Here is a 13,436-nt window from a genome sequence, read left to right as displayed (position 1 = left end):
CAGAATCTTTTTCTGTTTAGATTTGTAACTGAAACAAAAATATCAAAAAAACATTGCTTTACTCCATATAAATTCAAAAGTTATGAAGAAAAAATTAGAAGCCGAATTAATCAGTATTGCACACCGTATTTTAAAGTTGAAAGGGAAGGAAGATGTTGTTTTACTGCATCAGGAAGCGCAAAAATTGTATGAGAAACTGTCGATTTTACGTTTTTATGAGGAAAATTTCGAAGCTTTAAAACCAACGCTTACCCATGAAGAACTGGAGGAAAAGATCGAAACGGCTTATGTTGAGAAACCTGTAATTGTTAAGGAATCAAAACCTGAAGAAATTGTTGAGGTAGTTAAAGCTGAAGAGAATGTTGCTGAGGTTACCACGGAAGAAATCCCGGTTGAAGAGGAAAAAGTCTTGGTTGGTCAGGTTGACATAGACGAAAACGACATCGAAGAAGAGGAGGAAGAGCCTGTTGTTACTACTGAGGAGCATCAGGAAGAAATCATCGAGCCGCTTTTTGAACCGGTTGCAGAAGAACCTGTTGAAGAACTAAAAGAAGAAAAAAAGACCCAGCAAATTTCGTTTGAAGATTTATTGGGCGACAGTTATAAAGAGCCTGAGTTTGTAAAGGTAGATGATGTGCCTGCTGAAGTTGAAAAAGTTACTGATGTCGTATTTGAAAAAACTGAAGAACCGGTTGTTGAAACCAAAGCAGAAGAGTCAATAGTTGAAGAAACTAAAAAAGAGGAAGTAATTGCCACGATCAAAGAAGAAATCGCCAAGGAGAAAGAAGAATACAAAACGTCTTCCCTTAACCTTAATGATAAATTCAGCAAGAGCATCACTTTAGGTTTGAACGATCGTATTACCTTTGAAAAATACCTTTTCGACGGAAGCGGGGAAGACCTTAATCGCGTGGTTTCCCAGTTAAATACCTTCAATACCTTAGATGAGGCCAAAAGTTTTATCGAAGATTTGGTAAAACCCGATTACAATAACTGGAAAGGTAAAGATGAATTTGCCGAGCGTTTTATGGAATTGGTAGAGAAAAAATTCGCTTAAATGGGAAAATTGTATTTGGTGCCCACGCCCATCGGCAACTTAGAAGATATGACCTTCAGAGCTATTAAGGTTCTGAAGGAGGTCGATTTGATTTTAGCCGAAGACACCCGTAATAGTGGAAAATTGCTCAAGCATTTCGAAATTGCCACCCAAATGCACAGTCACCATATGCACAACGAGCACAAAACCGTTGAAGGAATTGTTCGTCGTTTGCAGGCTGGGGAAAACATTGCCTTAATTTCCGATGCAGGAACACCTGCAATTTCCGACCCGGGATTTTTGTTAACCAGGGCGTGTGTGGAAAATGGAGTTGAGGTAGAATGTTTGCCTGGAGCTACAGCTTTTGTTCCAGCATTGGTTAACAGTGGTTTACCCAACGATAAATTTGTTTTTGAAGGATTTCTTCCCGATAAAAAAGGACGTCAAACGCGTTATTTGGCTTTAGCGGAAGAAACCCGAACCATGATTTTATACGTATCACCACATAAACTGGTAAAAACCTTAGCGGAATTCATACAATATTTCGGAGGCGACCGACAGGTTTCGGTATCAAGGGAATTATCTAAACTCCATGAGGAAACCGTGCGCGGTACAGCAGAAGAAGTGCTGAAACATTTCGAAGCCAAACCACCGAAAGGAGAAATCGTGGTAATTGTAGCGGGTAAATCTGCAAAATAATTATTTGAAAAATGGACACACACAAAATAACTACTACCTGGCAAGGAAAAATGCAGTTTGATTCTACTAACCCAAGTGGCGATGTGATGCAAATTGATGCCGGGCCTGAAAACGGGGGAGAAGGGAAAGGATTTCGTCCTAAAGCCTTGATGCTTTCTGCATTGGCGGGCTGCACAGGTTTAGACGTCACTTCACTAATGGAAAAAATGAAACTCGAAGTAGACGAGTTTAAAATTGAAACCGAAGGTGATTTAACCGAAGAACATCCGAAAACATACCATACCGTTCGACTGGATTATCATTTTTACGGAAGTAATCTGGATGAGAAAAAAATTGAACGCGCTGTGAATCTTTCGGTAGAGAAATACTGCGGTGTGATGGAAATGTTCCGCCAGTTTGCCAAAATCGATATTAAAATACACTATCATCAACAGTAAGTACAAGCCAAACTAAATTAATTTTTTATAATCCAAAATCTTGAATACATGCGCTGGACCCTTAAACCCGAACCCCAATCTGAAAAAGTTAACCAATTAGCTAACGAGCTGAATGTTGCGCCCATTATTGCCAAGCTTTTAGTGCAAAGAGGTGTAGGGACTTTTGATCAGGCCCGTCAATTCTTTCGACCAAGTCTGGAAGATCTGCACGACCCTTACCTTATGAAAGACATGGACAAGGCGGTAGATCGTCTTGAAAAAGCCATTGCAGAAGGAGAAAATGTACTTGTTTTCGGAGATTACGATGTTGACGGAACTACTGCGGTTTCTTTGATGGCTTCTTATCTGAAAAGTTTTTATCCGAATGTGGCCACTTACATACCGGATCGTTATCAGGAAGGCTACGGTGTTTCGTATCAGGGAATCGATTTTGCCGATGATAACGGCTTTTCGTTAATCATTGCGTTGGATTGCGGGGTAAAATCCATTGATCATGTTGCTTATGCTAAAGCAAAAAATATAGATTTCATTATTTGCGATCACCACAGACCGGGAGAGGTTTTACCCGATGCTGTTGCAATTCTTGATCCGAAAAGAGCTGACTGTACGTATCCCTACGATGAATTATGTGGTTGTGGTGTAGGCTTTAAACTGATTCAGGCTTTAGCCAAAAACAGAAATCAAACCATTTATGATCTGGTTTCTTATCTGGATTTGGTAGCTACGGCTATTGCTGCGGATATTGTCCCGATTACAGGAGAAAATCGCGTATTGGCAAAATTCGGTTTGGAAGTAATCAATACCAATCCACGACCGGGAATTAAAGCCCTGATTCAAAATTTAAAACGACAAACCTTAACGATAACAGATGTTGTGTTTGTGGTAGCTCCGAGAATTAATGCGGCCGGACGTATCAAACACGGTAATTATGCTGTTGAATTGTTGACGGAATTCGATTTACAACAAGCGGAAGAATTTGCAGCTAATATAGAAAGTTTGAACGCAGACCGCCGTGATTTAGACAAACAGATTACGGTGGAAGCATTACAACAAATCATCGAAAATAACGAGCAGGAGCGGTTTACAACGGTGGTGTATCAGGAAGACTGGCACAAAGGCGTGATCGGAATTGTAGCTTCACGTTTAACCGAAACCTATTATCGTCCCACCTTGGTTTTCACTAAAAGCGGCGATAAATTGGCGGCCTCGGCACGCTCTGTTAAAGATTTTGATGTTTATAATGCACTTGAGGCTTGTTCTGAACATTTGGAACAGTTTGGCGGTCATATGTACGCTGCGGGAATGACCCTTAAAGAAGAGAATTACGAAAAATTTAAGGATGCTTTCGAACAGGTAGTTGCCAATACAATCCATCCGGATTTGCTAACGCCTGAAATTTCCATAGATGCTGAGATCAATCTTTCGGAAATTAATCCTAAGTTCTTTAGGATTTTAAAACAGTTTGAACCATTCGGTCCGCAAAACATGACCCCAATATTTTTAGGTAAAGATTTGCAAGACAGTGGTTTTGCTAAGAAAATAGGTTCAGAGCAAGAACATTTGAAATTGTTTGTCAGGCAACAGGATTCTGAAGGATTTGGAGCCATTGGTTTCGGTTTGGCTTCAAAAAAAGAACTCACTGATACTAAAAAGAAGTTTGACGCTGTTTTTTCAGTAGAGGAAAATGAGTGGAATGGAACCGTTTCGCTACAATTGCGTTTAAGAGATATAAAAAATGACTAAGAAAAAAGATCCCTTTTCTTCCCTGAAAATAAAAGAATTTCGATGGTTTTTGGCCATGCGATTGGCTATTGTACTGGCGTGGTCAATGCAATTCGTGTTGATAGAATGGGAAGTGTACAGTATCACCAAAAGCCCATTTTCTTTAGGCTTAATAGGACTTATGGAAGTGATTCCCGCAATTTCAATGGCGCTTTTTGCAGGACATATCGTAGACCAGAGCGAAAAGCGAGGCTTGTTGTTGAAGTGTTTTTCGGCTTTAGGCTTGATTAGTTTTTTAATGTGTATGCTGGTAAAGCCTGAGTTATCTGCAATGTTCAGTCAAGATATGGTGCTTTATGGGATTTACGCCTTGGTTTTTCTTGGAGGAATTGTGCGCGCTTTTATCATTCCTTCGGTTTTCAGTTTGTTAGGATTGATTGTGCCGAAGAAAGAATATGCTAATGCCGCAACCTGGAGTAGTTCGACTTGGCAAATTTCCGCTGTTTTCGGACCTGCGCTTGCAGGTTTTACCATTGGTTGGATCGGTGTTTTCTGGTCGATGGTGTTTGTTGTGAGTTGTATTGTCATCGGATTGATCGTTCTTACTCAAATTGAATCCAAGCCAATTCTTAACCCCAAAGTAGGGGAACCGATTACCAAAAGTTTGAAGGAAGGGATTTCTTTTGTGTTCCAGAATAAAACAATTCTCAATGCCATTTCTTTGGATATGTTCGCGGTGCTTTTTGGAGGAGCTGTTGCGCTATTGCCTGTTTTTGCCCAAGATATCCTCAAAGTGGGGTCGGAAGGTTTCGGTGTTTTGCGTGCTGCACCCGCCATTGGAGGTTTGATTACGATGCTAATAGCAACCTCAATGCCTTTGAACCACAACGCGGGAAAAAAATTACTATTTGCCGTTTTTGGCTTTGGGATCTGTATCATTGTTTTTGGCTTGTCTACCAATTTTTGGGTGTCGGTTGTCGCCTTGTTTTTGAGCGGAGTCACCGATGGAATTTCCGTAGTAATCCGTCAAACTATCCTGCAAATTTATACGCCTGACCATATGCGAGGGCGCGTGTCTTCCGTAAATTCAATTTTTGTGGGTTCTTCTAACGAATTGGGGGCTTTCGAAAGTGGTTTTACGTCCAAGCTAATGGGTGTTGTGCCGGCTGTTGTCTTTGGCGGGGTTATGACCCTTGTTGTTGTTGGTACTATGGGAATTGTTTCTCCCAAATTTCGAAATCTTAATATTGAAAAAGATTTAGAAACCTAATTTATTTAGAATCATTTTAAATAATTTGTATATTTGTTGAAAATCGATCATGATGCAACAGTTACAGGAAATTTATCAAAATGATTTAGGTGTCGCTTTTTTCTGGTGTAAGAATGAAACTGTTATACTGGAAAAAGTACAATTGGTCTTTAAGGAATCGGGGTTTTACCTATCAGAAAGCGATTTGCTGAAATTTGCTCATGAACTCGATGCCACTTGTTCGAAAATCGGTTGTTCCGATTGTAAATTTCAAAATTCCTGCCAGCGTTATTTGTTGCGTACTCCTTTTGAAGGCATGGAGTTGGCCGTTTCTGCAAACGAAGCGCTACTCATTAAAGATTTGGTTGAAGGCGCATTATTTCAATTGCAATTGAGCACCTATCTGAACAATCTTTGTAAAAATTAAAGACTCTTCAGTACATAGGTGACAATGCCCCAGATAAGCAGTTCATTGTCTTGGGTAACTTTTATGGGCTGGTATGCGTTGTTTTCCGGCATCAGATAGACGCAATCTTTTTCAATCTGAATGCGTTTTACTGTAAATTCCCCATCGATAAAGCATACGGCAATTTTGTTGTGTGTGGGCTCTAAACTTCGATCAATTACCAAAATATCACCGTCGTCAATTCCGGCACCTATCATCGAATTTCCGCTGGCTTTAGCGTAAAATGTGGCGTCTTTATGTTTAATAACGATGTTGTCCAGACTGATCTTAGTCCCGTCAAAATCTGCGGCCGGCGATGGAAAACCGGCTTTGATCCCGCTGCTCACAAAAGGAACTTCCGAAGGATTGTTTTCCTGTGCTTCAAACATGGATATTTTAGCCTGATCTCCTAACATTTTACGGTAATTACTTCGTTAATATCGGTGGTATAGTTTTTCGATAGAAAATTTTGATTCATGATCCAGGTTTGCTGTAAATCCTGATTGCCCAAACGGATTTTTCGCTGACCAATTTTCGAATGGTACTTGTCGATCGCTTCCATGAGTTTTTGATGCTTCGGATTTTCCTCTTCAAACAAATGGAATTGTTTTTGGTTTTGCGGAATGATTTGCGTGACAATCACCCCGGCTTTCATATAGATTTGATTTGGCTGGTAAATCTTCTCCAGCATTTCAACCGCCAATTGACTGATGGTTAAATTGGAATTGGTGGCAAAAGGCAAGGTTTCTGTTCTGCTGAAATACGTTCTTCCCGTTGTTTTATGCGGATCTTTAGCCAAAAACACATTAACGGTGTAGCAACATGAATTTTGCTTGCGGAGTTTTTCCGCGCAAACCGTTCCGAAAGTGGAAACGCGTTCTTTCAGATCCTGCAGCTGGGTCAGTTTGGTCTTGAAACTTCGGGTGATGGCGATGCTTTTTTTGCTTTCCAGAGGCGTTTCCAAATCCAGGACGGGAATGCCTTTGAGTTCGCTGAGCATTCGTTTGCCTAAAACCCCCATAGTCGTTTTGATCCAAGCTTCGTTTTCGGGCTGAATGAAATCGTAAGCGGTAAGAATTTTTTTGGCTTTCATTTTTTTGGACAACCGGTAACCGATACCCCAAACGTCTTCAATTTTTGCCCATTTCAACGCTTTGAGTCGCTTCTCGTCAGTATCAATTACATGTGTGCCTAAAGTTTTTTCAGGGAATTTTTTGGCAATACGATTGGCGAGTTTTGCCAGTGTTTTGGTAGGAGCAATGCCGATACAAACCGGTAACCCCAACCATTTATGGATGCGCTTTCGGATCTGCAATCCGTGGGTGTGATAATCATTTATGGTTATGCCTTCGAAATTCAAAAAGGCCTCGTCAATACTATAATCTTCTACATTTGGGGTAAAATCCCGTAAAATATTCATCACACGCCCGCTGAGGTCTCCGTACAAGGTGTAATTGGAAGAAAAAACAAGGATGTTATGCTTTTTTAATTGCTCCCGAACCTGAAATTCCGGGGCGCCCATGGGAATGTCGAGTGCTTTGGCTTCTTCACTGCGTGAGATGATGCAACCGTCATTGTTGGACAAAACCACTATCGGTTTGCCTACAAACTGCGGCTGAAACACCCGTTCGCACGAAGCGTAAAAATTATTGCAATCAACTAAAGCATACATAGTGTAAAGGTACGGAGAAAAAGAAAAAAGGCTGCTCAAACTTATGAACAGCCTTTTCTATAGTAAAGATGTTTTTCTAGAATAAATCCATTAAAGCTGATGGGAAAATACCGATAGCGATGTTCAAACCGATGGCTAAAACCGCCACAATGTAAAATTCAAATGGTACTTTGGTTGCTTCTTCGGTCGCTTCTTTAGTATACATTGCACTAATTACTTTGAAATAGTAGTATACGGCTAGCATCGAATTGATTACTCCGGCAATCACAAGAATCAACCATCCGGCTTGTAACACTTGGTTTAATAAGAAGAATTTAGCGAAGAATCCGGAAAAAATCGGAATACCTGCCATAGATAATAAAGAAGCAGTTAAAATTCCGGCCATAAGCGGACTTCTTTTTCCTAAACCGTTGAAGTTTTCAATATTTTCGTTGTCTTTTCCTTTACAAACGTATAAAATCACCGTAAAGGCAGCAATACCGGCTAAACCATAAGCCGCCGTGTAGTAGAATAAACTTCCGGTTGCATTTTGCAGGTTCAATAACGCCATCAGCATGAAACCGGCATGAGAAATTCCCGAAAACGCCAACATTCTTTTGATATTGTTCTGACGTAATGCCATAATGTTACCCACAGTCATCGATGCAATAGCAACAATCACGATTACCAATTCGTATTCGAATTTCATGTTGCCATTCATGGCCTGATTTAGTTTGAAGAACGTTGCCATTGCTGTAACTTTAGCCAAAGTACTCATGGTAGCCGTTGTTAAAGCCGGCGCGCCTTCGTAAACATCCGGAGCCCAGAAATGGAACGGAACCGTTGCGATTTTGAATAACATTCCCACGGTAATCATCGAAACTCCGATATAAAACCAATCTACTGTGGTGGCCGAATTGGAAGCTTCGTAAATCATGTCCATATCGAAAGAACCTACGGCACCATAAATTAAGGCAATACCGAAAAGGATAATTCCTGAGGCAAAAGATCCCATCAAGAAGTATTTCATCCCCGCTTCGTTACTTTTTATATTCAAACGGTCGCTTCCTGCTAAAATATATAGGGAGATCGACAATACTTCAATTCCTAAGAAGAACATGGCTAAATTTCCAAACGATACCATTGAAACCGCTCCTGCCAAAAGAAATAATTTAATGGAAACGAAATCCGAAATTTTGGAAGCACGATCCTGATAAAAATTAGCGCTTAAGGTAATTAAGAAAATAGTTAATACGATAAACAAACTGGAGAAAGTCACCGTAAAATTGTTGACTTTGATCATGTTGTTGTAATGGCTTTCGCTTACGCCAAAGTCAGTTACGGTAAGACCTAAAGTTGCGATTAAACCTGCGATTGTTACAGGAATAATGGCTTTTCTTAAGTTGAAAATTTCAGCTAGAAGGACGATAACGCCTAAAACTGCAATTGCTATAAGTGTATTCATTCTGTAGGTCTAAATTATTTAACGTGTACTAAAATTTCCTGGATGCTTGGTGTGATCAGCTCGATTATCGGTTTCGGGTACAATCCGAAGAATAATAAGAAACCGATAACAGCTACAAATACAATTCCCTCCGATAAAGTTACATCGGCAAAAGCTCTTGCATTGGTTTCACCCAACATCGCATGCTGGAACATTCTCAACATATAGAACGCTCCTAATATAATCGTGGTTCCACCGATAACAGCGAACGCCATATTTTCTGTAAATAAACTGTATAGAACAGTGAACTCTCCCACAAAATTAAATGTTCCCGGCAAGGCTACGGAAGCCAAGACCAAAATCATGAACATGGAGGAGAATTTTGGAGTTTGCTGACGAATACCACCCATTTCACTGATGGTTCGTGTTTCATAGCGTCTGTAAATTACTTCTGCAGCGAAGAACAAACCAACGATTACGAATCCGTGAGCAATCATCTGTAAAACAGCTCCGCGTAAACCGTCCATATTCATAACATAACATCCCGCAGCGATTAAACCAACGTGTGCAAGTGATGAGTAAGCCAATAATTTCTTTAAATCTTTTTGCTTTAAAGCTACGATGGAACCATAAATCACTCCGGCAAGCGCCATTCCGATGATTACGTACTGTAATTCTTTGGCAGCGTTTGGTGCAAGGGGCAATTGCCAACGTAAAACGGAGTACAGTCCCATTTTTAGCATGATACCGGATAATAGCATCGTTCCGATAGTCGGTGCTTTTTGGTATACGTTCGCCTGCCAAGTGTGGAACGGGATCAAAGGAATTTTAATCGCATAGGCTAAGAAGAAAGCTAAAAAAATCCAGAATTCTTCAGTAGATGATAAATTCAGTCCTACCAATACATCCCATTTAAAACATCCCGCTTTTTGGTACAAGTAGATGAAAGCCGCCAACATGAACAACGATCCTGCGAAAGTATAGATAAAGAATTTGATTACTGCTTTTTTACGTTCTTCCGCATCACCGTTCCCCCAAATTAAGGCGATAAAGTAAATCGGAATCAACGAAAGTTCCCAGAAGATGTAATAGACAAAACCGTCTGATGCCAGGAAAGTACCAATCATCGCAAATGCCATGAACAATACTAAAGCATAGTAATTCTTCGCGTTACTGAAATTGTTTCCAAAACCTGAAAGAATAATTAACGGTGTTAAAGCTGTGGTCAAAAGCACCATCGCTATGGATAAACCGTCTGCTTTTAAGGCAAACAATACATTTGGATTTTTAATCCATTGAGCCGAAAAACCGATGTCGGTTCCTTGAGAAAATTGATTTAAAAGGGCCAACGAAACACCCAAAGCCGCCACACTGAAAAACAGGGCTACTTTGGAAGCCAAGCCATTTCCTGAGAAATAGGTGGCTAATGCTCCAATCAATAAAAGTATGAGTAATAGAGTTACGTCCATTTTTATGAGATTATCGTACAAAGAATAAATAATATACTATCGAACAAAGTCCGAATACAAAGGCAAACAGGTAGAAACCAATGTTCCCGTTCTGCAATTTTTTACCTTGTAAAGCTAAGCCGTCGGCTACCGTTCCAAAACCGAACACGATGTTGGAAAGCCCTTTTTCGATATAATCGCGGGAGAATTTCGCTAAAGCGTAAATCGGTTTAACAATAACGGCCATATAGACTTCATCCAAATAAAATTTATTAGCCAATACTTTATGTAAACCTTGAACTTTATCGTCTGCTTCCGGAACTTGTTTTTTGCTGATGTACATGCTGTAGGCGATACCGATGCCAATTAAAGCACCTACCGTTGCAATTCCCATCAACATATAAGCCGTGTTGTCTAAATGATGCGCTTCGTGTCCTTTGAACAACGGAGCTAAATAGTGGTTCAACCAGTTGCTTCCCGGCAAGTTAATTGCTCCACCAATTGCAGCCAAAGCCGCCAAAACGATTAAAGGAACCGTAATTAAAGCCGGACTTTCGTGTAAATGATGTTTCTGCTCTTCAGTTCCTCTGAATTCTCCGAAGAACGTAAGGAACATCAAACGGAACATATAAAAAGCGGTCATGATAGATGCAATCGATCCTAACACCCATAATACGGTATTTCCGTGAAAAGCAGTCAATAAGATTTCATCTTTCGACCAGAATCCTGCAAATGGAAAGATTCCTGAAATAGCTAATGTTGAAATTAACATCGTCATAAATGTAATTGGCATGGCTTTTCTCAAACCACCCATATTACGCATATCCTGCTCACCGTGTAATGCGTGAATTACCGAACCTGAACCTAAGAACAAACAGGCTTTGAAGAACGCATGCGTAATCACGTGGAAAACGGCTACTTCATAAGCGCCTAATCCCAAAGCTAAGAACATCAATCCTAATTGCGATACGGTTGAGTAAGCCAATACTTTTTTAATGTCGTTTTGAACTAATCCGATAGCAGCTGCTACTAAAGCGGTAAATACCCCAACAACAGCAATGATCATTTTTACATCGGGTGCCAATTCGAACAAAAAGTTTAAACGGGTAATCATAAAGATACCAGCGGTAACCATCGTGGCAGCGTGGATTAAAGCTGAAACCGGAGTAGGTCCTGCCATCGCATCCGGAAGCCAAGTGTACAATGGAATTTGCGCCGATTTACCGGAAGCACCGATGAATAAACATAAAGCTGCTGTTCCGATTAAAGCTACATTCGCAGTCCCGTTACCAGCTAAGATTGCTTGTTTCAAGGCAACGAAATCCAACGTGTTGAACAAATAACCGATGATGAAGATTCCGATAAGGAAACCTAAATCTCCGATACGGTTCATGATGAACGCTTTTTTAGCTGCATCGTTATAATCCTGGTTTTTGTACCAGAATCCGATAAGTAGGTAGGAACATAATCCAACACCTTCCCATCCGATGAACATGATCAGTAAATTACTTCCCACCACCAACATGATCATAAAGAAAACGAACAGGTTTAAGTAAGAGAAGAATTTGTGTGTATTCTCGTCGTCGTGCATGTAGCTGATCGAATACATATGAATTAGCGCACCAATTCCTGTAACGAACATAAGCCACAATAAAGACAACTGATCTAATAAAATGTCAAAACCAATGCTGAATTTCCCCATGGCAATCCAATCGAACAAATGAATGTTGATCGGTTCTTTGGTGGTGTTCACCTGCATGAAGAAAATAACAGTAGCAATAAAAGAAGCCACAACAGCCAAAGTTCCCAAAACTCCGGAACCGGTTCTGCCGAATTGCTTTCCTATAAAAACATTAGATAAAAACCCAACAAACGGGGCCAACAATAAGAGTAAAACTAAACTTGTCTCCATTCGGGCTTATCCTTTTAAATTCTTTAAATTGTCAATATCTACCGATCCGTGGTTTCTGAAAATTGATACCAGAATCGCTAGTCCGACTGCTACTTCGGCAGCAGCAACCGCCATCGAGAAGAATACGAACACTTGTCCGGAAGCATCCTGATGGTAAGTAGAGAAAGCGACCAACATCATATTCACGGCATTCAGCATAATTTCAATAGACATGAACATTACGATGGCATTTCTTCTAAATAAAATTCCGAAAACGCCTATGCTGAATAATAAGGCGGACAGGTACAAGTAGGTTTCTACCCCAATTTCTTTTAAAATCGTTTCCATATTATTTTAGGCTTTTTTCTTTTTCTTTTTTGGATATCAACACCGCTCCGATCATTGCCACCAATAACAATACGGAAGCAAATTCAAACGGTACCATATATTCGTTCAACAATACTTTTCCAAGCACTTTAATCGACTGGAAGTCTTCACCTGAGTAGTAGTAGCTTTCCACTACTGGTTTTGTGCGCAATAAACCGGCTAATAAAACAAGTCCAACCAAGCAGAAGGCAATGGTGGCAGCAATTTTAGCGGCGATTGGTTTATGCGATTCGTCGTCTTTGTTCAGGTTCATAAGCATGATGGTGAAAAGCATCAAAATCATGATTGCTCCTGAATAAACAATGATGTGTACTATGGCTAAAAACTGAGCATTCAGTAATAAATAATGTCCGGCAATTGAAAAGAAACAAACCACCAAAGACAAGGCACTATGAATTGGGTTTCTGCTGAAAATGGTCAATAAAGCAGTTCCAAGGGTAATAGTGGCTAACGCGTAAAAAATAATTTCTCCCATTCCCATATTAACTCAACTGATTTTGACGGTTTTTCATAGCCTCGGTAAGAGGCATCACTAATTTGTCTTTTCCGAAGATGAAATCTTCACGTTTACTAGCCGAAGGAACCATTACTTTGGTTTCGGTTAAGTAAATAGCGTCTTTTGGACACGCTTCCTCACACAAACCGCAGAAAATGCAACGCAGCATGTTGATTTCGTAGATTTCGGCATATTTTTCCTCGCGGTACAATAGCTTTTCGTCCGGTTTTCTTTCCGCTGCTTTCATGGTAATCGCTTCTGCAGGACAAGCTACGGCACACATACCACAAGCGGTACAATTTTCTCTACCGAATTCGTCGCGTTTTAGCATGTGCTGACCACGGTAAACCGGGCTTAACGGACGTTTTTCCTCCGGATATTTAATGGTTACTTTTCTCTGGAACAAGTGACGAATGGTAATCATCAATCCCTTGAAGATCGCAACCAGATAAAGGCTTTCCCAGAAGGTCATCTTCTTGTTGGAAACCTCTTTTTTCTTTCCTGATAATGAAATGGTATCTAATGACATCT

The 13,436-nt window shown here is 40.3% G+C and carries 14 protein-coding genes; 6 read left to right on the top strand and 8 right to left on the bottom strand.

Going from position 1 to position 13,436, the window contains the following annotated elements:
* The first annotated feature begins 82 nt into the window (after positions 1–82).
* From LZZ90_RS01495 to LZZ90_RS01470, 6 genes are read left to right on the top strand one after another with little or no spacing between them, the layout of a single operon-like run.
* Positions 83–1,057: a hypothetical protein gene (locus LZZ90_RS01495; RefSeq protein WP_237788912.1), complete on the top strand. Its 975-nt coding sequence runs from the start codon at positions 83–85 to the stop codon at positions 1,055–1,057.
* Positions 1,058–1,735, top strand: coding sequence for a 16S rRNA (cytidine(1402)-2'-O)-methyltransferase (gene rsmI, locus LZZ90_RS01490; RefSeq protein ID WP_237788911.1), 678 nt, complete (start codon positions 1,058–1,060; stop codon positions 1,733–1,735).
* An 11-nt stretch (positions 1,736–1,746) separates the two neighbouring features.
* The gene (locus LZZ90_RS01485; protein WP_237788910.1) at positions 1,747–2,172 is read left to right on the top strand and encodes an OsmC family protein; all 426 of its coding nucleotides are present in this window, start codon (positions 1,747–1,749) and stop codon (positions 2,170–2,172) included.
* Between the two features lie 48 nt (positions 2,173–2,220).
* On the top strand, positions 2,221–3,915 hold the full coding sequence (recJ, locus tag LZZ90_RS01480; protein WP_237788909.1) for a single-stranded-DNA-specific exonuclease RecJ: 1,695 nt from the start codon (positions 2,221–2,223) through the stop codon (positions 3,913–3,915).
* Positions 3,908–5,164 carry an MFS transporter gene (locus LZZ90_RS01475; RefSeq protein ID WP_237788908.1) on the top strand — a complete coding sequence of 419 codons (1,257 nt, stop codon included), beginning with the start codon at positions 3,908–3,910 and terminating at the stop codon, positions 5,162–5,164. Before recJ ends, LZZ90_RS01475 begins: the two co-directional genes overlap by 8 nt.
* A 49-nt stretch (positions 5,165–5,213) precedes the next feature.
* Positions 5,214–5,570 carry a hypothetical protein gene (locus tag LZZ90_RS01470; RefSeq protein ID WP_237788907.1) on the top strand — a complete coding sequence of 119 codons (357 nt, stop codon included), beginning with the start codon at positions 5,214–5,216 and terminating at the stop codon, positions 5,568–5,570.
* Here the strand turns inward: LZZ90_RS01470 and LZZ90_RS01465 are convergent.
* From LZZ90_RS01465 to nuoI, 8 genes are all read right to left on the bottom strand, one after another.
* Positions 5,567–6,004 (bottom strand): LexA family transcriptional regulator, encoded by a 438-nt coding sequence (locus tag LZZ90_RS01465; protein WP_237788906.1) that lies wholly within the window; start codon positions 6,002–6,004, stop codon positions 5,567–5,569. The two genes, LZZ90_RS01470 and LZZ90_RS01465, sit on opposite strands and share 4 nt — an antisense overlap.
* Positions 5,998–7,260, bottom strand: coding sequence for a Y-family DNA polymerase (locus LZZ90_RS01460; protein WP_237788905.1), 1,263 nt, complete (start codon positions 7,258–7,260; stop codon positions 5,998–6,000). Before LZZ90_RS01460 ends, LZZ90_RS01465 begins: the two co-directional genes overlap by 7 nt.
* A 76-nt stretch (positions 7,261–7,336) precedes the next feature.
* Positions 7,337–8,704, bottom strand: coding sequence for an NADH-quinone oxidoreductase subunit N (locus LZZ90_RS01455; RefSeq protein WP_237788904.1), 1,368 nt, complete (start codon positions 8,702–8,704; stop codon positions 7,337–7,339).
* Between the two features lie 14 nt (positions 8,705–8,718).
* Positions 8,719–10,152, bottom strand: a complete 1,434-nt coding sequence (locus LZZ90_RS01450) for a NuoM family protein (protein ID WP_237788903.1) — start codon at positions 10,150–10,152, stop codon at positions 8,719–8,721.
* Positions 10,153–10,162: 10 nt separating this feature from the next.
* Positions 10,163–12,043: an NADH-quinone oxidoreductase subunit L gene (nuoL, locus tag LZZ90_RS01445; RefSeq protein ID WP_237788902.1), complete on the bottom strand. Its 1,881-nt coding sequence runs from the start codon at positions 12,041–12,043 to the stop codon at positions 10,163–10,165.
* 6 nt (positions 12,044–12,049) lie between these two features.
* Complete coding sequence (gene nuoK, locus LZZ90_RS01440) at positions 12,050–12,370, bottom strand: NADH-quinone oxidoreductase subunit NuoK (protein ID WP_237788901.1); 321 nt, start codon at positions 12,368–12,370, stop codon at positions 12,050–12,052.
* Position 12,371: 1 nt separating this feature from the next.
* Positions 12,372–12,884, bottom strand: a complete 513-nt coding sequence (locus tag LZZ90_RS01435; protein WP_237789178.1) for an NADH-quinone oxidoreductase subunit J — start codon at positions 12,882–12,884, stop codon at positions 12,372–12,374.
* Positions 12,885–12,891: 7 nt separating this feature from the next.
* Positions 12,892–13,434 (bottom strand): NADH-quinone oxidoreductase subunit NuoI, encoded by a 543-nt coding sequence (gene nuoI, locus LZZ90_RS01430; RefSeq protein WP_237788900.1) that lies wholly within the window; start codon positions 13,432–13,434, stop codon positions 12,892–12,894.
* Between the last annotated feature and the right edge of the window lie 2 nt (positions 13,435–13,436).

Origin of the sequence: Flavobacterium sp. SM15, assembly GCF_022012335.1 — a bacterium.
Lineage (GTDB): Bacteria > Bacteroidota > Bacteroidia > Flavobacteriales > Flavobacteriaceae > Flavobacterium.
This window is presented reverse-complemented; position numbering and strand designations above follow the sequence as displayed.

What these genes read in the sequence shown, in the direction of transcription:
- LZZ90_RS01470 (WP_237788907.1), top strand. Translation starts at nt 5,214, where the DNA reads ATGATGCAACAGTTACAGGAAATTTATCAAAATGATTTAGGTGTCGCT.
- LZZ90_RS01435 (WP_237789178.1), bottom strand. Translation starts at nt 12,884, where the DNA reads ATGGGAGAAATTATTTTTTACGCGTTAGCCACTATTACCCTTGGAACT.
- LZZ90_RS01495 (WP_237788912.1), top strand. Translation starts at nt 83, where the DNA reads ATGAAGAAAAAATTAGAAGCCGAATTAATCAGTATTGCACACCGTATT.
- LZZ90_RS01465 (WP_237788906.1), bottom strand. Translation starts at nt 6,004, where the DNA reads ATGTTAGGAGATCAGGCTAAAATATCCATGTTTGAAGCACAGGAAAAC.
- rsmI (WP_237788911.1), top strand. Translation starts at nt 1,058, where the DNA reads ATGGGAAAATTGTATTTGGTGCCCACGCCCATCGGCAACTTAGAAGAT.
- nuoI (WP_237788900.1), bottom strand. Translation starts at nt 13,434, where the DNA reads ATGTCATTAGATACCATTTCATTATCAGGAAAGAAAAAAGAGGTTTCC.
- nuoK (WP_237788901.1), bottom strand. Translation starts at nt 12,370, where the DNA reads ATGGAAACGATTTTAAAAGAAATTGGGGTAGAAACCTACTTGTACCTG.
- LZZ90_RS01455 (WP_237788904.1), bottom strand. Translation starts at nt 8,704, where the DNA reads ATGAATACACTTATAGCAATTGCAGTTTTAGGCGTTATCGTCCTTCTA.
- LZZ90_RS01475 (WP_237788908.1), top strand. Translation starts at nt 3,908, where the DNA reads ATGACTAAGAAAAAAGATCCCTTTTCTTCCCTGAAAATAAAAGAATTT.
- recJ (WP_237788909.1), top strand. Translation starts at nt 2,221, where the DNA reads ATGCGCTGGACCCTTAAACCCGAACCCCAATCTGAAAAAGTTAACCAA.
- LZZ90_RS01450 (WP_237788903.1), bottom strand. Translation starts at nt 10,152, where the DNA reads ATGGACGTAACTCTATTACTCATACTTTTATTGATTGGAGCATTAGCC.
- LZZ90_RS01460 (WP_237788905.1), bottom strand. Translation starts at nt 7,260, where the DNA reads ATGTATGCTTTAGTTGATTGCAATAATTTTTACGCTTCGTGCGAACGG.
- LZZ90_RS01485 (WP_237788910.1), top strand. Translation starts at nt 1,747, where the DNA reads ATGGACACACACAAAATAACTACTACCTGGCAAGGAAAAATGCAGTTT.
- nuoL (WP_237788902.1), bottom strand. Translation starts at nt 12,043, where the DNA reads ATGGAGACAAGTTTAGTTTTACTCTTATTGTTGGCCCCGTTTGTTGGG.